The organism is Sporomusa sp., assembly GCF_035561255.1.
Classification (GTDB): Bacteria; Bacillota; Negativicutes; order Sporomusales; family Sporomusaceae; genus Sporomusa.
In genome coordinates, this window is sequence record NZ_DATMXX010000204.1 from 1 (window position 1) to 19,632 (window position 19,632).

The following is a 19,632-nucleotide window of genomic DNA, read 5'->3' on the forward strand; positions in this document are numbered from 1 at the left end:
GATATACTACGCGTTGTCAGTGCACCACCCGCCTGCGCCTGCAAACTTCTTTAATGCTGAATATATATATTCAGCTTGGCAATAGTAAACTCCTTGCTCGCCAATAAAAAAGACAACCCCCGTTCCGGGGATTGTCTATTATTAGTAGAGTAATTATACTGTTTTCTGACCAAACCTAATTAACTCTTTCATCCGCTTAACTGGCAGCATGCGCATAAGAATTAGGCAAATAACACACTCCGGAACTAAGTAACTAGCATTAAAGACCAGTGAATAAAGATAAGGTGACATACCCTGGGGTGCATAACTGGCAAAGAAAACTATTCCTGAGATATAATGACAGATAAAGCGGGCAAAGATTCCGGTGATCGTTCCTATAACTATCTTATCCTTAAAATAGCCTGCCAAACCAAGTGCCATGAATGGCAGCGGATAATCAAACAGCACTTGCAGCGGGTGTAGGATATAAGGACTTTGAATGAGATTAACTATCCCATACACAAACCCGGTAATAAACCCCACTTCAGGTCCATAGTAAACTGCCATCAATAAAATTGGCAGCATACTTCCCAATGTGACACTGCCTCCCTGTGGCATTTTATATAATTGAAAAGCGTGTAGTATAGCAGCCAGTGCGATCGCCAGGCCAATATGGGCCATGACTCTGGCGTTGAGCTGGACTTTCTTCATCTTAATCAGACCAATCAGCAGCGCTACCACGCCAACCAGCGTCAGCATTGTTGTTGGACTGGCAATAACAGTAAGTATATTTTCACTAATTGATGGTTTCATAACTTTTCACTCCTATGTATTGTTTTAACAACAGAAAACCGCATCCCAGCAGGGACACGGCTCATTTGTCACGTCGCTTCCCTACGCTGGCATTACCCAGATCAGGTGAAAGGGTAATGGACAAGCCATTTCTCAGCCCCGAAGGCACCCCTAGCACTATTTACAGTTTTCATTGATTATTTTAATCATAATACATCTTTTACCACTATACAAATGTTTTTTATTTACAAAACCTACAATAGCAAAAAAACAACTAAAAGACGCAAATGCGTCTTTTAGTTATTGGAATTATCGCTATCTTCTAAGATAAAGTCATCATTCGTTAAGTCCAGGCCAGTATCAGTAACGTAATTCGGCATCATGTCCGGCATTGTACATCACCTTTCTACTAACACAGTACATTTGTCTTTAAATACACTATAACATAAGTATGACAGCCTGTCTAACGGATGTTTATGGTAGTTATTCTAACCTAATACTTATATCAGCCGCTTTAACCGACTGAGTAATAAGCCCACTGGAGATTATATTAACGCCGACCGCAGCCAACTCAGGTACCTGCTCTAGAGTAATATTGCCTGTTACTTCCACCAAAGCCTGATTATCAATAATCTCTACAGCCTGCTCAATCATAATAATGGACATGTTCTCAAGCGCAATGACATCCACACCGGCAGTTACTGCTTCTTCAACCTGTTCTAGAGTTTCGACCTCAATCTCAATTTTTATAAAAGGCGAAAGATGATGACGGATTCTTTCGACTGCCGGAGTAATGCCGCCTGCAGCCTGAATATGATAATCTTTAATAAGAGCCATATAGTCAAGGGCATAGCGGTGACTTTTGCCACCACCCATTTTCACAGCGTATCTTTCCAGCATCCTAAGTCCAGGGGTCGTCTTTCTGGTATCGGCAATAAGTGCCCCGGTATCGCCAACAGCCTCTACGAACCGGCGAGTCTCTGTAGCAATTCCAGACATACGCTGCAGAAAATTAAGCGCAACCCGCTCGCCGCTTAGCAGGCTGCGAATTGGTCCTTCAATAATCGCAAACTTTTCACCGGCCGGTATACTGGCTCCATCGTTATATCTAAAAGCAATTTTAATATTCCTGCTAAGCAGGGAATATACCCGGGAAAAAATATCCTTTCCGGCCAGCACCATCTCTTCTTTTGCTAGTAGATAGCCTTCCGAATAGTGATCATCTGTAAAAATCGCCTGACTGGTAATATCACCAACGCCAATATCTTCTTTTAGGGCTTGCCTCAGCAAATCTTCGACAACCAGATTATTCATGGTAGAAGCCTTCCTTTCCGTAACACTAGCCAATAACCTCTTCCCTATTTTATCCCGCCCAACAAAAAACATCCCCATCTGCCGGGGATGTTTTTCCTTGCCTTAAAAAAGACTTTTTATTTTGCAACATATAGAATCGGATATGACCCGAAGTTCTTATACCACAAACATTTTGCTTCAACTGCGCTTACAGCGGCAGCAATATTGCTCTCTGTCATGCTGCCCTCAATATCAAAAAAGAAAATATACATACCCAATCCAGTGCGGGCCGGACGTGACTCAATCCGTGACAGGTTGACATCTCGATTTGCAAATTCCTGTAATATATTGCACAGGCTACCTGGACGTTCACCATTGATCTGGCATACAAGCGTTGTCTTGCTTTTGCCTGTTAGATTGATTGCCGGCTGCTGCTCCAAACCGATAAAGCGGGTCGAATTAGCCTGATTATCCTGAATATCAGCAGCTAATACGGTGAGCCCATAAATGTCACCTGCCTGTAAACTGCCTACCGCTGCGAATAAGCCATCGCTTGCAGCAACTATTCTCGCTGCCTCGGCAGTACTCTCAACCGGTTTTAGTTTAGCCTGAGGGTAGAGGATTGCCAGCGTTTTGCGGCATTGAGCAAGTGCCTGGGGATGGGAAAGAATGGCGGCAATCTCCTGGCTGTCCTTTTTAGCCAGCAAATTATGCCTAACAGGCAATACAACCTCTTTGGTAATATATAGCGCAACATCATGAGCAATAGTATCTAATGTAATATTAACCGATCCTTCCAGTGAATTTTCAACAGGAACGATACACTCATCAACCTCACCTAATGCAACTGCTCTAATAACTGCATCAATACCCGCAAAAGGTTTTAATGAGGCTTCATTCTTATTATATAATTGCAATACGACTTCCTCACAATATGTCCCCTGCGGCCCCAGATAACCAACTGTTCTCATTAATAACCCTCCCCAAAATATAAAAACTCCCGTCCTGTAAAAGGACGAGAGTTAGCTCGCGGTACCACCTTTGTTATCCGCTGCACACGGATCACCTCATAAAGTACAGGCTTAACACCGATACTCCCCTTCGCTGATAACGGTGAAGGTCTCCGGCTCCGCCTACCATCTGCGGCGCTCGTCCGGCAGATTTCAGCAAGCAACTCCAAGGTGAACTTCAGCAGACCAATCCGTGCCGGCTCTCAGCCTCCCGGCTCTCTGTAGCGGAACTAGTATACCTACTTTTCCTCTTCATAGTTATTAACACTATTTTTCCTAATATATCATGAGTCTGTTAGATATTCAAGCGAATTTTTTAGACTTGGCATTAGTTTTGTTAGCGAAGTTTTCCAGAATCATCATCCCTTTTGGTGTCAGGATTGACTCCGGATGAAATTGTACCCCTTCAACATCATATTCCCGGTGTCTAAGACCCATAATCAAACCATCCTGTGATGTAGCTGTGATCTCCAGACATTCCGGCAACCCGGCTTTTTCTACAATGAGGGAATGATACCTGCCGGCAACAAAAGGCTGCGGCAGACCTTGGTAAAGATCTTTGCCCCGATGGATAATATATTCTGTTTTACCATGCACAGGCTGTGGTGCCCGGATAACCTGCCCGCCAAATACCTCCCCGATAGCCTGATGTCCCAGACAGATCCCAAGTATCGGTATCTTCCCGGCAAACCGGTCAATAGCCGCTTTGCTGATCCCGGCATTTGCCGGTGTTCCCGGACCGGGCGAGATAATAATGCCGCTATAACCCGCATTGTCTATCTCCTCAACAGAGACCATATCGTTCCGAATGACGGTAACCGAGTGGCCTAAACTGGCAACATACTGATATACATTGTAGGTGAAAGAATCATAATTATCAATAAGTAAGATCATATCATTTTAGCCTCCTCAACTAACTGCATCAAGACGCGGGCTTTATGCATGATCTCATGGTATTCCAGCTCTGGCACAGAGTCGGCGACAATCCCCGCCCCTGTCCGCACCGTGACCTGCTGTCCGTCAATAATTAACGTACGGATTGTAATGCAGGTATCCATATTTCCCCTAAAGTCAAAATACCCCACAGCACCGGCGTAAGGACCACGACTGTCTCCTTCCAGCTCATAGATAATCTCCATAGCCCGCACTTTAGGCGCACCGCTCACTGTTCCTGCCGGAAAACATGCGCTCAGTACATCAACAGCTGTAAATGCAGGGTCAACCTGACCTGACACTTCTGAGACAATATGCATGACATGGGAGAATTTTTCAACCTCCATCAGCCTGTCAACAGTTACTGTTCCCGGCAGACTGATCCGCCCCAGATCATTGCGGCCAAGATCCACCAGCATCGCATGCTCGGCTCGTTCTTTGGCATCTGCCAGTAATTCTTCGGCCAGTTGATCGTCTTCAGCCTGACTGCCGCCCCGGCGACGCGTCCCGGCAATCGGGCAGGTCAGCACTTTACCGTCTTCCAGCTTTACAAGGCGTTCAGGTGACGCACCAACAAGCTGCTTATCACCAAAATTAATATAAAACATGTACGGGGAAGGGTTGGCCTGCCTTAGACGCCGGTAAAGCGCAAACGGGTGCTGGGTCAGTTTATAGTGAAAAGGGCGTGATAACACTACCTGAAAGATATCGCCGGCAGCAATATATTCTTTGGCCTGCTCCACCCTATTGATATAGTCCTGCTTAAGCAGGGCTTCATCCTGCTCAAAACTTATTTCAGACCGGTCACTCAGGCCAGCCTGATTCCCCTCCTGATAGGCTTCAGGTAATATGACAGGTTGTTTGAGTTTAGCCATCAGCCCTGCCAGTTCCTGCAGCGCCTGGTCATATTCCGCTGCGGCCCGGGCCCCTGGTTGAAGTTGCACCAAATTGATCAGGCGTGTGGAATGGGTCAGATGATCCATAACAATGATATATTTACAAACCATCATCTCAATGAGCGGTAAATCATCAGGGATGTTCAGACCATATACCCGTTCCCAGGACGCTACCGATTCATAAGCGGCATACCCCACCGCCCCGCCGGCAAACGGCGGCAGTTCAGGCAGATTCGGCATCGAAAAATTTTCTAAAAACTTTTTAAGAATCAGGTGTGGCTTGCCTGCCGCCTGCGCTGCGCAGCCGGCAATACTAATGTCGGCCTGTTTGCTGTAGGCAGTAAGCGACGCCAGTGGCTCGGTGCCAATAAATGAATACCGGCCAAAGGTCTTGCCTGTTTGAGCGCTTTCAAGAATAAAGCCTGCCGCATCGCCCACTAGTTTGTAATACATTGAAACAGGTGTTTCCATATCTGTAGACAGCTCAAAACAAACCGGCAGTACCGTGTAGGTCTCTGCCAACCGGCAGAAATCTTCTTTATCTGGATATGCCTTCATCAGCACCCACACTCCTTATCAAGCGCCTGCCTGATTGCGCTTGTGAACTCTTGTACCGCCTCAACACCACTGTTCGTTAGCCGTTCCATGACCGCACTGCCGACAATGACAGCATCGGCATACTTAGCCGCCTGACACGCAGCCTCCGGACTGCCGATGCCAAAACCCATGGCCAATGGCAGGCCGGTCTCCCGGCGCACAGCGGTCATAAGCGGCGCAAGCTGATCATAGTCAATCTGGCGCACACCGGTAACACCGGTACTTGATATGCAATATAAAAAACCGGCAGCCTGACTGCAAATTGTTTTTAAACGGTCAGGTGTAGTCGTAGGCGCAATAAACCTGATTAAGTCCAGCCCCGCCTGCCTGCAAGACGGTTCAACAACAGCCGTTTCTTCGACAGGCAGATCGGGAATGATCAGCCCGCTGATTCCGGCCTTGGCAAAACTATTGATAAATTTGTCAATCCCGAACTGCAGCACAATATTGTAGTACGTCATAATAGCCAGTGGGATTGTCGTCTCCTGCTTAAGAAGTGTTACAAGCTCAAGTGCTTTCCCAACAGTAGCCCCGGCTGCCAACGCCTGTGTCGCCGCATGCTGGATAATTGGCCCGTCAGCCATCGGGTCTGAGAAAGGCAGTCCAATCTCAACTAAATCGGCGCCAACTGACTCTACAGCCTTTACCGCCTGCAGCGTAGTGCTATAATCGGGAAACCCGGCTGTCAGGTAAATAATCAGCCCTTTGCGGCCTGTCGCGCTCAGGGTACGAAATTTTTCTGCTATGTTCATCCTTCCACTCCTCCCATTACCTGTGCCACCATCTGCACGTCCTTGTCCCCCCGCCCTGACAGGCAGACAACAATTACATCGTCCGGCTTGGTCTGCGGCATCAGGGTTTCCAAATAGGCCAGGGCATGGGCGCTTTCAAGCGCCGGGATAATTCCTTCCAGCCGTGCCAGACGCTCAAAAGCAGCCAGCGCCTCTTCGTCGGTAACCGCGGTATAGGTTACCTTCCCAGTGTCTTTGAAATGGGAATGCTCAGGCCCAACACCCGGATAGTCAAGACCTGCCGATATTGAATAGGCAGGAATAACCTGACCTTCACTGTCCTGCCGCAGATAACTTAAGGCACCGTGCAGCACACCGGGATTGCCATTAGTCAGTGAGGCCGCATGTTCGCCGGTGTGTAACCCTTTTCCGGCCGCTTCTACCCCGATCTTGGTCACGGACAGGTCGTCACGGAACTGGTAGAAGATCCCCATGGCATTGCTGCCGCCGCCGATGCAGGCTACCAGATAGTTTAATTTTTCGCCGGCAGCCGCAATCTGGGCAGCGACTTCCTGACCAATTACGGCCTGAAAATCTCTAACCAGCATCGGATATGGATGCGGCCCCACCACTGATCCAATAATGTAGTGAGTGTCCTGAATATGGGTAACCCAATAGCGAATGGCCTCACTGGTAGCATCTTTCAGGGTGCCGCTGCCGCTTGTAACCGGCACAACCTTGGTCCCTAAGAGCCGCATGCGGAAAACATTAAGCGCCTGGCGCTCCATATCCTCAGCCCCCATAAACACAGAGCACTGCAGACCAAACAGCGCAGCTACCGTGGCGCAGGCCACCCCATGCTGACCTGCTCCCGTCTCGGCGACGATGCGTTTTTTTCCCATCTGCCGCGCCAACAGCGCCTGACCGATGGCGTTATTAATCTTGTGCGCACCGGTGTGGAGCAAGTCTTCCCGCTTCAGATAAATCTTCCCCCGGCCATAGTGCTGGGTTAACTTAGCCGCATAATAGAGCTTTGTTGGCCGGCCCGCATATTCGTTAAGATAAAAATCCACCTCAGACTGAAACGCAGCATCTTCTTTTAACCTGCGGTAATTGGTTTCAAGCTCAATAAGGGCTGGCATCACAGTTTCCGGGACAAACCGGCCGCCATATTGTCCAAACCTTCCATTATCATTAGGCATTTTGACATCTCCCCTCATGTTGTAAACTATGCAAAGCCAGCTCGCACGTCTTAGCAGGCATATCAGGAGCTGTAACCAGCCCTTCGCCAACTAAAATTCCCTTTACACCGGCATTTTTCAGCTTTAATGCATCCTCGCCATTTTTAATCCCGCTCTCACTGATCATTAACCAGCCTGGTTCACAATCAGGCAATAGCCTGAACGTCTGCTCAATATTAGTTGTAAATGTCTGCAAGTCCCGGTTATTAATCCCCACCAGCCTGGCACCTGTCTGTTTTACCCGGATAAGCTCCGACAGGGTATGCACCTCCACCAAACAGTCCAGCCCCAGGCTAGCTGCAAGCTGTGACAAGGTGTGAAGCTCACTGTCCGACAATACAGCGGCAATCAGCAGGACCGCATCAGCCCCTGCCGCTCTGGCCGCATAGAGCTGATACCCGTCAATGATGAACTCCTTGCATAACACCGGTAAGCTGACAATAGCTTTTACCTGTCTGATATCGTCCAAACAACCGCGAAAAGCGGCGTTGGTATGCACTGATAAGGCGGCAGCACCGTTAGCGGCAAAAATAACAGCCAACTCCGGCACCGTGTAATCTTTACACAGGAGGCCTTTGGCCGGAGACGCCAGCTTGCATTCAGCAATAAGCGCCCAGTCCCTGCTTGCAATCGCCGTACTAAAAGCAAAGCTGCCTGTAGTTAGCCTGCCGCTTATTGTTTCAAGCGGGGTGACCTTTTTCATTAACGCTACCGCTTGTCTGGTTTGAGCTACAATTCTGTTTAACATCAGCCACCTCCATGCTCCTGACTGCGGTAATAAACCGCTCTATTTTTTTGCTGTCTTTAACCCCATTTGTTTCTACACCGCCGGATACATCAACACCGTCAGGCGCAAGTATCTGAATGGCCTCTACGACATTGCCGGGTGTCAGCCCTCCGGCTACCATAAATGGTCTTGGCACCTGCCTGATTACGCTTAATGCCTGCTGCCAATCAAAGGGTATACCTGTTCCCCCCTGCTGCCCAACGCTGAAACTGTCAAACAAGGTCCAACCAGGCTGATAGCCTGCAAAAGCTGCTGCACTAAATCCCGGGCTGATGCCAAAAGCTTTAATCACCGGATAACCGATTAAACGGCAGTATGCCGGTGACTCATCACCATGCAGCTGAACATAGTCCAGCCGGCATTCCCGCGCAATCGACTGCACCTCGGCAAGTGGTGCGTTAACAAATACACCAACCTTGCCAATCCCTGAAACCTGGCAGGCAATGTCCCGTGCTTTTTCCACGGCAATCTGCCGCCGGCTGGCGGCAAATACAAAACCAATCAGGTCTGCACCGGCATCCCGCGCTGCCACTGCAGTGTCTATTGTACTGATACCACAAATCTTTATGATAATGATAAGCCCTCCTTAACCTATATACAACGCGTTAAAGTTTTTGCAGGCGGGTGGTGTGTTGGCAAAAGCGGAAGTCAAGCGCCAGCGGTGGAGCGTTGTCAACACACCACCCGCCTGTGCCTGCAAACTTCTTTAATGCGGAATATATAGTACTAGTAATTCTGAGTTAACGCCTTTAACGCGTCGAGTTTAGCTAATGCTGCCCCGCTGTCAATGCTTACAGCAGCCAGTTGTATCCCTTCGCTGATATCGGTTGCCGCATCGGCCACGACCAGGGCGGCCGCAGCGTTCATCAGGACAATGTCGCGTTTAAAGCCAGGCTCACCGGCAAGGAGCTGCATAACAATCCGGGCATTGTCCTCAACCGTTCCACCCAGATAATCAGCAAGTGTGCAGCGCTTAAACCCATATAATTCCGGGTTAATCATATAAGAACGAATTTCACTGCCCCGTACTTCGGCCACTTGCGTTGGCGCTGCTGTCGATATTTCATCAAGTCCATCCAGGCTGTGAACAACCATTGCACTTGTTACGCCCAGCTCTGCCAGTGCTTGAGCAACTTTTAGTGTTAAATCGGGGGCATATACCCCAATCAGCTGGCAATTCGCCCCTGCTGGATTGGTCAGCGGTCCTAGCAGGTTAAACACAGTACGAAAGCCTAATGCTTTCCGGGGATTGACCGCATACCGCATGGCTTGATGAAAATTAGGTGCGAAGATAAAGCCTACCCCAATAGTATCAATGGCCTCAGCTAAGGCTGCAGCCGGTAATTCCAGCTTTACCCCCAGTGCGCTGAGCACATCAGCGCTGCCACAGGAACTGGACACACCCCGGTTACCGTGTTTGGCGACACTAAGTCCGGCGCCTGCCAGGACAAAGGCGACTGCTGTCGAGATGTTGAAAGTTCCCTGTTTATCGCCGCCAGTACCGCAGGTATCAATTAACTTCTTTGCATCGCACTTTACCTTGATTGCATGACTGCGCATTGTCTCTGCAAAGCCGGCAACCTCCAGGCTTGTTTCCCCCTTCATGCGCATGGCTGTTAAAAAAGCGCCGATTTGCGTTTCACTTGCCTGGCCTGACATAATTACCTGCATAGCAGCTCTGGCCTCTTCCCGGGAGAGGTTTTGGCCTGCGACGGCCTGCGCAAGATAGTCTTTTAACATGAACCCCCAGCCTCCTTTATTAGAAAAGCTTGGCTTGTGCCAAGTCCTTTTAGGACAACGGCAGAAACCTTGGACTTTTCTTATCCCTTGGTCACAGAATCGAATTTTAAAAATTCTAATGGGCAAAAAAATAAAGACCATTTCACCTCAGGGGCGAAATGGTCCGCGGTACCACCCTAATTTGGAAAGCTTAGGCTAAATAAAAACGACCATCTCACCCCAGGGGCGAAATGGTCGCGATACCACCCTTTTTGAAAAGCCTAAACTTTCCCTTGTTCAGGTACGGGAATTACATCCGATACCCTAGCCTGTTAACGACGGCGTCCGGCCCAGCCTACTGGCAAAATGCGTTTGGGGGGCAGCTCACAGGTCCATTCCAGATGCTCTCTAGGCCGGTCATCACACCTCCGGAAAATCCGGTCACCGGCTCGCTGAACTATAGTGTACATATGTACTCGTCCTGTTCACAGCTATTTACAGTATTTAACTTTATAGTTATTCTATCTTATTGTTTTTGTATTGTCAAGCGTATTTTTTCCTGATTTTTTCGTGTTTATACCTGACGGCACAAGACCAAGCAGGTTAAATAGCCACGGCGCACCTAAAGTAAGCCATAATCCTGCCAGCCAGTAGCGGATATAACGGAACAGTAAAAAATAAGCGTGTTTTTCGTGTGGGAACACAATCTTTAAACCTGCCCAAATAATGAACAAACCTGTTAACCCCACTACAACCCGGCCAGACAATTTAGCCCACTCTCCCTGCGGTACCACCCCACCGGCAGTAACATAGTGCCGCGCGATAATCAGACCAATACCGGCCCCGGATAGCGCCGCAACAATCGAAGCACTGTCTTTGCCAGGGTGCAGCCAAAATAACAATATCGGCCCCATGAGGGCAAGCAGGCCCTGCTGCCATGGTCTTAGCCGGATAATCCAATTGACCAGCAGCGGCTCGGCCAAAGCACAGCTGATAAGCAATACTAGTCCCAGAATCCAGCCTGCCAGTACATCGGTAGGAAAGTGCACCCCCAGATAGATGCGGGAAAAACCAATGCATACTGCTATGCTGGCGCCCATTGGCCATAAATAACGCTTTTGGGACAGCTTTGCTAAACCAAGCCAGAACACCAACCCCGTCTGGGCATGGTTGCTGGGCAGGCTGTAGCCGCCAGCAGGAAAAAGCTGAATCTCGGGCCGGAATGCAAAAGGGCGCGGCTGCGCTAGGATATCCTTTATCGATATATTTACGTAATGCGATAATAATACAACAAAAGATAACCGTACTCCAATCCGTAAATCGCCGCACCAAAGGATAATTGGCAATACCAGCAGGTAAAACTCTTCTTGTCCCAGCAGCGTTACACCCCGGAATACGGTATCGGCAACCGGACTGCGCATTTGCTGCACAAAGACAATTATATCCAAGCCATAACGCAATAGCTCATTCATTAGCCCTTATCCCATTTTCAGCCCTAATAATCCCGGTGATTGTTGCGGCCAGTTCTGCCAGTGTTCCCTGATAATCGGCCTTTGCTGCCACCGCTTGCGAATTTAGCAGGCAATCGGTAACAAGGTAGGTTTTCATACCAACCTTAGCTGCCGCTAAATCCTCGATAACATCATTTCCCACCATCAGGCATTCTTCCGGCTTACGCCCGATGCGTTCAGCTATTTCCAGATAATATTCGGGATACGGTTTGCAAAAATGACAATCTTCATAGCAAGTAACAAATGCAAATTCTACATCCCCTACCCCGGCCCAGTCAATCCGCTGCCGAATGGCGCTAATAGGAAATATCGGATTTGTCGCTACAACTACGTCAAGCCCTAGCTCAGCTACTGCCATAACAGCCTGCCTGGCATTGGTATTAGACTTGGTCGTTGGTTTGACCAACACAAAGTCTGTTTGATAAAAATCTTCGAGTACAGGCATCAAAACATCAGGCGTTACGCCAATGTTCGGCAAAAAGTCTTCAAAGAACACTTGCTGATTGGTCTTGGATTTATCCCGGCTTCTAATCATGACTGCAGTAGAGGCTAATAACTGACTGATAAACTTTTTAGGGTCAGCAATATCAGCAACCCGCGCACCGAGGTGGTTCAGATATTCCCGCAAAAACTCGTCCTGATTAAGCGGCAACAGGGTTCCATCAAGATCGAATAATACACTTTTTATCATGTAATGGTACTCCTTCGGTATAGTCTTTTACAACTCAGTTTACTAGAAAAATGAACATAAGCCAAGTCATAGCAGAGACACGTGTCCCTAAAACTTAATATTCCTATATACAACGCATAAAGTTTTGCAGGCGGGAGGTGTGTTGGCAAAAGCGGAAGTCAAGCGCCAGCGGTGGAGTGTTGTCAATGCACCTCCCGCCTGCGCCTGCAAACTTCTTTATTGCGAAATATATAGTTTACCCAAAGCAGGAGTCCTAACGTTTTCATGGTATATGTATAGTGAGGTGTTGACATGCACGTACATTTAACATTGGTTCTTGTTGCATTTCTCTGGGGATTAAACCCGCCTGTAATGAAAATCGGACTTTTGTATATACCACCGATGCCTTACAATGCTGTGCGTTTATTTGCTGCTTTAATGATCGGCTGGCTTATCTTACGGCGTTTATGCAACTGGGTACCACTCCGGATTGAGGATCGCAAAGCGCTCATCATATCCAGTCTGGGGTTCTTCTTTTTTCAGCTGTTTTTTACCTTTGGCATCCAATTGACCACAGCCGGCAATTCATCGTTAATTCTGGGCTGTCTCCCTGTCAGCATCGCCATCATTAACCATTTCCACCACCTGGAAAGAGTCAAACCAGGGGTGATTCGGGGAATCATTATTTCCCTTGCCGGTGTAGCATTAATGGTAGCCGGAACAGGCAAAGAAGTCAGCCTCAGCGGCGATCATCTGTTAGGCGCTTTGCTGCTCTTAACCGCCTCACTGAGTTATGGCTATTATACGGTCTTTTCCAGACCGCTGGCTGCCACCTATTCAGCCTATCAGGTGACGGCCTATATTCTGCTGATTTCCACCGGATTGTTTGCACTTATTTCCCTGCCAGCAGTAGTGGCTGTTGACTGGCAGTCGGTGCCCTGGCAAGGCTGGGCCAGCTTCTTATACTCCGGCATATTTCCCCTCTGTCTGGCCAACTGTCTCTGGATCTGGGGAACTGCCAAAGCAGGCAGCACCACGGCATCGCTGTATAACAACCTGTCACCCGTATTTGCCGTTGGTGCCGGCTACTACTTCCTGGGCGAGACGTTTGGCTGGTTACAGTTCATTGGCGCTGGCATCATTTTGGCCGGCCTGTATGATGCCAGAAGCAAGAGCATGGAACATCCTGAAGAAAATTGCAATAAGTCTGCCTAAGCTAATCCCCCAAAAACAAATCCCGCATTCCGGAACTTCCGGAGTGCGGGATATTTGTTTCACCTTTAACAGGCTTGCTTAATTTTCTTAATCTCTTCAATCAGCACAGGCACTACTTCCAATACATCGCCAACAATACCGAAGTTGGCCGACTTAAAGATCGGCGCATCAGCGTCCTTATTGATGGCAATAATGATGTCCGATGTCGACATGCCGGCCAAATGCTGGATGGCACCACTGATGCCACAGGCAATATAGACTTTGGGGGCTACTGTTTTACCGGTTTGTCCAACCTGGTGAATAGCGGGTTTCCAGCCGGCATCAACAGCGGCGCGGGATGCACCGACTGCACCGCCCAGAACATTAGCCAATTCTTCGATGAGTGCAAAGTTTTCTGGTTTGCCCATTCCCCGGCCACCGGCGACAATAAACTGAGCCTCTTCCAGATTGCAGGCTGCCGCATCGCTAAGTGAGAGGATTTCAATAAGCCTGGTACGGATATCTTGCTGTTTTATCTTGCCGGCAACACGCACAAGCTCACCATTGCGGGACACATCCGGCACAGGGCGCTTAAATACATTGGGCCGGACTGTACCCATCTGCGGACGATGGTTAGGGCAGAGGATGGTGGCCATAATATTGCCGCCAAACGCCGGACGCGTCCAGGCAACAAGCCCTGTTTCTTCATCAATACCCAGGCTGGTACAGTCGGCAGTTAGACCTGTGCCAACCCGGCATGCCACCCGCGGCCCAAGGTCGCGTCCGTCATTGGTCGCTCCCATAAGAATAACCGAGGGTTTATATGTATTAATTAAATCAGTAAGAGCAGTTGTATAAGCGTCAGTACTATAATGCTTATATTCTGCGCCTTCTACCAAATATACCTTGTCGGCGCCGCTGGCAAACATGTCCTTGGCCAGCTGCTCAACACCTTCGCCAATGACGACAGCCGCTAATGGCTGCCCCATAGCCTCAGCCAGCTTACGGCCTTCTCCCAGCAGTTCCAGTCCGACATTGCGGGCCTTGCCTGCAAACTGTTCAATGTATACCCAAACACCCTGATAGTCGCTGGTGTCAGTTGCCGGTTCTCCGGCAGCCGGGCGACTAATCGCCGTTACGGGACAAACATCAATACACGCGCCGCATACTGTACAGGCATCGGTAATTACGGCTTTATCCCCTTCCATAACAATCGCGCCAAACGGACAGGCGCTGACACAGGCACCACAGCCTATACATTGCTCTTTATCAACATTAACAGCCATTCTATAAAACCCCCCTGATATCAGATGATTTTAGCCTGAGTAAGTTTTGTCAGCAATCGGGTTACAGCATCGCGGGCGTTATCCTCCTGAATAATCTCACCCTGAACCCGCTGTTTGGGGGTAAAGATGCGGCGCACCTGAGTAGGTGACCCTTTAAGTCCGATCTGTTCCGGGTTGATATCAAGATCAGCAGCAGTCCAGACAGGTATCTCTTTACGGTTAGCTTTCATGGTGCCTTTGATGCTGGGGTAGCGCGGTTCATTAATTGATTTCACAACACTAAGCAGAACAGGCAGTTTAGTCTCAATAATCTCATAGCCCTCTTCATGCTCGCGCTCAGCCCGTACAAGTCCATCAGCGATATCAAGTTTGGAAACATAGGTAATCTGCGCAATATCAAGGTGTTCGGCAATCTCCGGTCCTACCTGGGCCGTATCACCGTCGATAGCCTGTTTGCCACAAAGGATTACGTCAAAGCTGCCGAGTTTCTTGATCCCGGCAGCCAGCGTATGACTGGTAGCCAGCGTGTCGGCGCCGCCAAAGGCACGGTCACTCAGCAGAATAGCCTCATCAGCCCCCAGGGCAATACACTCTTTTAGAGCATCTTTAGCCTGCGGCGGCCCCATAGAGATTACGGTTACCCGGCCGCCATGCTTCTCTTTTAGCCGCAATGCCTCTTCTACCGCATTTTTATCAAAAGGATTTACAATGCTTGGTACGCCCTGGCGAATCAATGTATTGGTCTGCGGGTCAATTTTAACCTCAGTAGTGTCTGGTACCTGTTTGACACAGACGATTATTTCCATCACACGTCCCCCTGTTGTAAATATCAAATAATGATAACAAAATATAACATCTCTTATTCTAATATTATTTACTGGCACACTGCAACATTTTTTGTATAACTCCTGAAAATTTCTCAAATTTTAAAACCATTAAATTAGCACGTAAATTAGCACGCAACAGTTGCCCATAGTGCTATAATAAAATTGGTACCCATAAATATCTCCGGAGGCATTATCACTATGAAGCTACTTTTAAACCAAAAACTGAGACGCTATCTGTTACTGCTTGTAGTCATTACTGTGGCAGTTGTTGAAATACCCATTGTTGCCGTTGGTTACTTAACCAAACCTGTTCCCAGCGATACAATTATCGTATTGGGGGCCAAACTGATCGACGATCAGCCCAGCACCATGCTTAGGCTTAGGCTTGATGAAGCAATCCAGCTATATACTCAGGGCTTTGCCCCGTTCATCATTGTGAGTGGTGCTCAGGGTCTGGATGAAATAGCCAGCGAGGCTGACGTTATGCGCAATTACCTTGTCAACAAAGGCATTCCAGCCGAGAGAATCTATGTGGAAAATAAATCCTACAATACGTATCAGAACCTGCTTTATTCTAAAAACATTATGCGCGAACACGGCTTTCGTCAGGCCATCATTGTCTCTAACGCCTCACATATCAGACGCTCACTGGTACTTGCTCAGCAATTAGGCATCGAAGCCAGCGGTTCACCGGCCCCTATGGCAGACAATGCTTATCTTGCAGCCAAGCAATATGCCAGGGAAGGCGCGGCAATGCTGTCACTTTTAATGCTTAACAAGTAGTAACAGCCCCTTTGCCCAAGAGACCTTCAATGGCGCTAAAAGCTGCCGGTGACGGCTCAATCCAGAAATCCCGCTCGGTTTTAATGACGCGTTTACTGTCAACCAGATGCAAATAAACGGCAGATGGCCCGGTATATTTATTCAGCAGCTTTTTTAGCCCGGCCAGGGTAGCAGGCGTTTCCTGATCTTTGCGCAACGTGATTCTGACCTCTGCCCCGGCACCACTGAGCGGGGTTATGTCATCAGCCATAATCTTTGCACCTTCTTCATGGATGTTAAGACGCCCGGAAACCAGCACCGGCAAATCCGGTGCCAACAGGCGACCTGTTTTTTCAAAAATCCGGGGAAATACGATAACCTCTACCTGCCCGGTGAAATCTTCAAGATTAACAAAACACATCATGCTGCCGTTTTTTGTATTAATGCGCTTAGCACTGGCAATCAGCCCGCCCACCCGGATCGGCTGCCCGTCAGTATACTGGCCTTCGGCTAAACTGCCAAGCCCTGGCAGGGATGAGAGCTTAACCCGATATTTATCCAGGGGATGACCGGTTACATAAAAACCGGTTATCTCTTTTTCCAGCGCCAGCAATTCTTCCTGCGGCAATTCAGGTATATCAGGCAGAATTACATCATTCACACAATCCAGGGTATCCTCACCGAACAGGCCTAATTGTCCACTGGCTGCGTCTTTTTGCCGGCAGCCAGCCACCTCCACAGCCTGCTCCAACACCTCTAACAACTGCGAACGCCGGGCTTTCAGCGAATCAAACGCACCGCATTTGATTAAACTCTCAATCACCCGTTTGTTCACTACCCGCATATCGACACGGGAGCAAAAATCAACAAGCGATGTAAATTTGCCGCCCTTTTGCCGGGCCGCAATAATGCTCTCCAGGGCATTACCACCCGCATTTTTGACGCCGGCCAGACCAAACCGGATCGCCTCTCCGTCAACAGAAAACGACTTGCCGCTGGCGTTAATATCCGGCGACAAAACAGAAATCCCCCGCCGCCGGCATTCCTCAATATAATAGCCGACCTTATCATTGGTCCCCATTACGCTTGTTAACAAGGCAGCGTAAAATTCTTGAGGAAAGTGAGCCTTAAGATAAGCCGTCTGATATGCAACCAGCGCATAAGCGGCGCTGTGGGATTTATTAAACCCATAATCAGCAAAATGGGTCATGAGATCAAAGACCTCATGGGCCAGTTTGGCATCAAACCCCCGGTCAGCTGCGCCTTTAAGAAAAGATTCGCGTTGAGCGGCCAGCACTTCATGTTTCTTTTTACCCATCGCGCGGCGCAAGAGGTCGGCTTGTCCCAACGAGAAGCCTGCCAGCACCGAGGCAATCTGCATAACCTGCTCCTGGTACAAAATAACGCCAAAGGTATCTTTCAAAACAGGCTCAAGCACAGGGTGTAAATAAGTAACAACCTTCTTCCCGTGGCGGCCGTCAATAAAATCCGATACCATGCCGCTGCCAAGCGGACCTGGGCGGTAAAGTGCTACCAGTGGGATAAGATCATCAAACCGCTCCGGCTTAAGGTCTCTCACCAGATTGGTCATGCCGCTTGACTCCATCTGAAATACTCCGGATGTGTCGCCGGTCGACAACATCACACAGGTTTTAGTATCGGCCAGGGGGATCTGATCAATATCAAGATCCACACCCCGGTTCTCTTTGATTGATAGGATAGCATCCCCAATTACAGTTAAAGTTCTAAGCCCCAAAAGATCCATCTTTAAGAGGCCGATCTCCTCAACCCGGTCTTTGTCAAACTGGGTGGTGACAAACCCTTCGCTTGATACCTGCAGTGGCGCAAAGTGAGTCAGCGGTTCCCTCGCAATAACCAGACCGGCCGCATGGGTTGAGGCATGGCGCGGCAAGCCCTCTACCGCCATAGCCAGGTCGACAAGTTTGCGCACCGTAGCTTCGGTATCATATAAGCCTTTTAACTCTTGATTGGCTGTTAATGCCTTCTTCAGGGTTATGCCTAGCTCGGCCGGCACCAGTTTGGCAATCCGGTCAACCTCGCCATAAGGCAGGTTTAAGGCCCGTCCCACATCACGGATAGCTGCCCGGGCCGCCATCGTACCAAAGGTAATAATCTGCGCCACCCGGTCGCTGCCATAACGGGCTACAACATATTCAATGATTTTGCTACGGCGTTCATAACAAAAATCAATATCAATATCAGGCATAGATACCCGTTCCGGATTTAAAAACCGTTCAAACAGCAGACCATATTTAAGCGGGTCAATATTAGTAATCCTTAGCAAAAAAGCCACAATACTGCCGGCAGCTGAACCACGCCCCGGACCAACAGGTATGGACTGGCTCCGGGAATAATTGACAAAATCCCAGACAATCAAGAAATAACTGGCATAACCCATTTTTTTAATAACATCAAGCTCAAAGTCAAGCCGGGCCGTTATCTCAGGTGTTTCCTCAGTATACCGCCTGCAAATGGCCTCACGGCACAACTGAGTCAGGTATTCATCATCACTTATTCCATCCGGGGTAGGAAAATCGGGCAGATAGAGTTTATCAAAATCAAACGCAACATCGCAACGCTCGGCAATTTTGCAGGTATTGACCAGCGCTTCGGGATATTCAGCAAAAAGCTCGGCCATTTCAGCCGGACTTTTCAGATAAAACTCATTACTGGGAAATTTCATCCGGTTTTGGTCATCAACAGTCTTGCCGGTCTGAATGCAGAGCAAAACATCATGGCATTCAGCATCCTCTCTGTTGATATAATGGGCGTCATTGGTGGCAACAAGGCCAAGCCCTAATTTTTTCGCCAATTTTACCAGATGCTGGTTTGCCTGTTTTTCCTCAGGCATGCCATGGTCCTGAAGCTCAATATAAAAATTATCTGGGCCAAATATTTCGCGGTACTCGCTAGCAAGAGCTTCTGCCTTATCCAGATCCCCCCGCAAGATAGCCGCTGGAACCTCGCCAGCGATACAAGCGCTTAAGCCGATAAGCCCCTCACTGTGACTGCGCAGTATGTCCCGGTCAATGCGGGGTTTATAATAGAAACCTTCGCTATAGCCCCGGGATACCAGCTCAATTAGGTTACGGTACCCTTGCTCATTGGCGGCAAGCAGAATCAGGTGATAATACGACTCGCCCTCAACCGCCGCTTTATCAAACCGCGAACGGGGGGCAACATATACCTCGCAGCCAATGATTGGCTTAATCCCCTGCTTCTTGGCTTGCTTATAAAAATCAATAGTGCCGTACATTGTGCCATGATCAGTCATGGCAACAGCCGGCATCCCCATTTCTTTCGCCCGGCGTACCAGGTCTGCAATTCGTCCGGCCCCGTCTAATAAACTATATTCGGTATGGTTGTGCAAATGGACAAACATA

The 19,632-nt window shown here is 48.8% G+C and carries 17 protein-coding genes, 1 riboswitch and 2 other annotated features; of the genes, 2 read left to right on the plus strand and 15 right to left on the minus strand.

From position 1 onward, the window contains the following. Nucleotides 1–153 precede the first annotated feature (153 nt). The 12 genes from thiT to VN379_RS11265 form a co-directional block, all read right to left on the minus strand. Nucleotides 154–792 carry an energy-coupled thiamine transporter ThiT gene (thiT, locus tag VN379_RS11210; RefSeq protein WP_325533805.1) on the minus strand — a complete coding sequence of 213 codons (639 nt, stop codon included), beginning with the start codon at nt 790–792 and terminating at the stop codon, nt 154–156. Between the two features lie 61 nt (nt 793–853). Further along, nucleotides 854–954: riboswitch (TPP riboswitch) on the minus strand. Between the two features lie 300 nt (nt 955–1,254). Beyond that, nucleotides 1,255–2,085, minus strand: coding sequence for a carboxylating nicotinate-nucleotide diphosphorylase (gene nadC / locus VN379_RS11215; RefSeq protein WP_325533807.1), 831 nt, complete (start codon nt 2,083–2,085; stop codon nt 1,255–1,257). 116 nt (nt 2,086–2,201) lie between these two features. Further along, entirely contained in the window at nt 2,202–3,035 is an 834-nt protein-coding gene (gene pheA / locus VN379_RS11220; RefSeq protein ID WP_325533809.1) for a prephenate dehydratase, read from the minus strand. 37 nt (nt 3,036–3,072) lie between these two features. After that, nucleotides 3,073–3,339 (minus strand) — a binding site (T-box leader). 38 nt (nt 3,340–3,377) lie between these two features. After that, nucleotides 3,378–3,968 carry an aminodeoxychorismate/anthranilate synthase component II gene (locus VN379_RS11225; protein WP_325533811.1) on the minus strand — a complete coding sequence of 197 codons (591 nt, stop codon included), beginning with the start codon at nt 3,966–3,968 and terminating at the stop codon, nt 3,378–3,380. Beyond that, nucleotides 3,965–5,461 carry an anthranilate synthase component I gene (trpE, locus tag VN379_RS11230; RefSeq protein ID WP_325533813.1) on the minus strand — a complete coding sequence of 499 codons (1,497 nt, stop codon included), beginning with the start codon at nt 5,459–5,461 and terminating at the stop codon, nt 3,965–3,967. Before trpE ends, VN379_RS11225 begins: the two co-directional genes overlap by 4 nt. Then, nucleotides 5,461–6,252: a tryptophan synthase subunit alpha gene (trpA, locus tag VN379_RS11235; RefSeq protein ID WP_325533815.1), complete on the minus strand. Its 792-nt coding sequence runs from the start codon at nt 6,250–6,252 to the stop codon at nt 5,461–5,463. Before trpA ends, trpE begins: the two co-directional genes overlap by 1 nt. After that, complete coding sequence (gene trpB / locus VN379_RS11240) at nt 6,249–7,433, minus strand: tryptophan synthase subunit beta (RefSeq protein WP_325533817.1); 1,185 nt, start codon at nt 7,431–7,433, stop codon at nt 6,249–6,251. The genes trpA and trpB overlap by 4 nt, the downstream gene beginning before the upstream one ends. Further along, nucleotides 7,426–8,220: an indole-3-glycerol phosphate synthase TrpC gene (locus VN379_RS11245; protein WP_325533819.1), complete on the minus strand. Its 795-nt coding sequence runs from the start codon at nt 8,218–8,220 to the stop codon at nt 7,426–7,428. The genes trpB and VN379_RS11245 overlap by 8 nt, the downstream gene beginning before the upstream one ends. After that, nucleotides 8,153–8,836: a phosphoribosylanthranilate isomerase gene (locus VN379_RS11250; RefSeq protein WP_325533852.1), complete on the minus strand. Its 684-nt coding sequence runs from the start codon at nt 8,834–8,836 to the stop codon at nt 8,153–8,155. Before VN379_RS11250 ends, VN379_RS11245 begins: the two co-directional genes overlap by 68 nt. 149 nt (nt 8,837–8,985) lie before the next feature. Next, a complete protein-coding gene (gene trpD / locus VN379_RS11255) occupies nt 8,986–9,999 on the minus strand; it encodes an anthranilate phosphoribosyltransferase (protein WP_325533821.1) in 1,014 nt (337 codons plus the stop codon). A 218-nt stretch (nt 10,000–10,217) separates the two neighbouring features. After that, nucleotides 10,218–10,476: a binding site (T-box leader), on the minus strand. A 23-nt stretch (nt 10,477–10,499) separates the two neighbouring features. Beyond that, entirely contained in the window at nt 10,500–11,450 is a 951-nt protein-coding gene (locus VN379_RS11260) for a phosphatase PAP2 family protein (RefSeq protein WP_325533823.1), read from the minus strand. Then, nucleotides 11,443–12,180 (minus strand): HAD family hydrolase, encoded by a 738-nt coding sequence (locus VN379_RS11265; RefSeq protein ID WP_325533825.1) that lies wholly within the window; start codon nt 12,178–12,180, stop codon nt 11,443–11,445. Before VN379_RS11265 ends, VN379_RS11260 begins: the two co-directional genes overlap by 8 nt. Before the next feature lie 291 nt (nt 12,181–12,471). Here VN379_RS11265 and VN379_RS11270 point away from each other — a divergent pair, with 291 nt between their 5' ends. Further along, nucleotides 12,472–13,374, plus strand: coding sequence for a DMT family transporter (locus tag VN379_RS11270; protein WP_325533827.1), 903 nt, complete (start codon nt 12,472–12,474; stop codon nt 13,372–13,374). Between the two features lie 65 nt (nt 13,375–13,439). Here VN379_RS11270 and VN379_RS11275 read toward each other — a convergent pair whose 3' ends face one another. Both VN379_RS11275 and VN379_RS11280 read right to left on the minus strand, forming a co-directional pair. Further along, nucleotides 13,440–14,639: an electron transfer flavoprotein subunit alpha gene (locus VN379_RS11275; RefSeq protein WP_325533829.1), complete on the minus strand. Its 1,200-nt coding sequence runs from the start codon at nt 14,637–14,639 to the stop codon at nt 13,440–13,442. 20 nt (nt 14,640–14,659) lie between these two features. After that, on the minus strand, nt 14,660–15,445 hold the full coding sequence (locus VN379_RS11280) for an electron transfer flavoprotein subunit beta/FixA family protein (protein WP_325533831.1): 786 nt from the start codon (nt 15,443–15,445) through the stop codon (nt 14,660–14,662). A 219-nt stretch (nt 15,446–15,664) separates the two neighbouring features. Between VN379_RS11280 and VN379_RS11285 the strand changes: the two genes are divergently transcribed. Further along, the gene (locus VN379_RS11285) at nt 15,665–16,249 is read left to right on the plus strand and encodes a YdcF family protein (protein ID WP_325533833.1); all 585 of its coding nucleotides are present in this window, start codon (nt 15,665–15,667) and stop codon (nt 16,247–16,249) included. Here VN379_RS11285 and VN379_RS11290 read toward each other — a convergent pair. Then, nucleotides 16,239–19,631 carry a DNA polymerase III subunit alpha gene (locus tag VN379_RS11290; protein ID WP_414714990.1) on the minus strand — a complete coding sequence of 1,131 codons (3,393 nt, stop codon included), beginning with the start codon at nt 19,629–19,631 and terminating at the stop codon, nt 16,239–16,241. The two genes, VN379_RS11285 and VN379_RS11290, sit on opposite strands and share 11 nt — an antisense overlap. Nucleotide 19,632: the final 1 nt, after the last annotated feature.

What these genes read in the sequence shown, in the direction of transcription:
- thiT (WP_325533805.1), bottom strand. Translation starts at nt 792, where the DNA reads ATGAAACCATCAATTAGTGAAAATATACTTACTGTTATTGCCAGTCCA.
- nadC (WP_325533807.1), bottom strand. Translation starts at nt 2,085, where the DNA reads ATGAATAATCTGGTTGTCGAAGATTTGCTGAGGCAAGCCCTAAAAGAA.
- pheA (WP_325533809.1), bottom strand. Translation starts at nt 3,035, where the DNA reads ATGAGAACAGTTGGTTATCTGGGGCCGCAGGGGACATATTGTGAGGAA.
- VN379_RS11225 (WP_325533811.1), bottom strand. Translation starts at nt 3,968, where the DNA reads ATGATCTTACTTATTGATAATTATGATTCTTTCACCTACAATGTATAT.
- trpE (WP_325533813.1), bottom strand. Translation starts at nt 5,461, where the DNA reads ATGAAGGCATATCCAGATAAAGAAGATTTCTGCCGGTTGGCAGAGACC.
- trpA (WP_325533815.1), bottom strand. Translation starts at nt 6,252, where the DNA reads ATGAACATAGCAGAAAAATTTCGTACCCTGAGCGCGACAGGCCGCAAA.
- trpB (WP_325533817.1), bottom strand. Translation starts at nt 7,433, where the DNA reads ATGCCTAATGATAATGGAAGGTTTGGACAATATGGCGGCCGGTTTGTC.
- VN379_RS11245 (WP_325533819.1), bottom strand. Translation starts at nt 8,220, where the DNA reads ATGTTAAACAGAATTGTAGCTCAAACCAGACAAGCGGTAGCGTTAATG.
- trpD (WP_325533821.1), bottom strand. Translation starts at nt 9,999, where the DNA reads ATGTTAAAAGACTATCTTGCGCAGGCCGTCGCAGGCCAAAACCTCTCC.
- VN379_RS11260 (WP_325533823.1), bottom strand. Translation starts at nt 11,450, where the DNA reads ATGAATGAGCTATTGCGTTATGGCTTGGATATAATTGTCTTTGTGCAG.
- VN379_RS11265 (WP_325533825.1), bottom strand. Translation starts at nt 12,180, where the DNA reads ATGATAAAAAGTGTATTATTCGATCTTGATGGAACCCTGTTGCCGCTT.
- VN379_RS11270 (WP_325533827.1), top strand. Translation starts at nt 12,472, where the DNA reads ATGCACGTACATTTAACATTGGTTCTTGTTGCATTTCTCTGGGGATTA.
- VN379_RS11275 (WP_325533829.1), bottom strand. Translation starts at nt 14,639, where the DNA reads ATGGCTGTTAATGTTGATAAAGAGCAATGTATAGGCTGTGGTGCCTGT.
- VN379_RS11280 (WP_325533831.1), bottom strand. Translation starts at nt 15,445, where the DNA reads ATGGAAATAATCGTCTGTGTCAAACAGGTACCAGACACTACTGAGGTT.
- VN379_RS11285 (WP_325533833.1), top strand. Translation starts at nt 15,665, where the DNA reads ATGAAGCTACTTTTAAACCAAAAACTGAGACGCTATCTGTTACTGCTT.
- VN379_RS11290 (WP_414714990.1), bottom strand. Translation starts at nt 19,631, where the DNA reads ATGTTTGTCCATTTGCACAACCATACCGAATATAGTTTATTAGACGGG.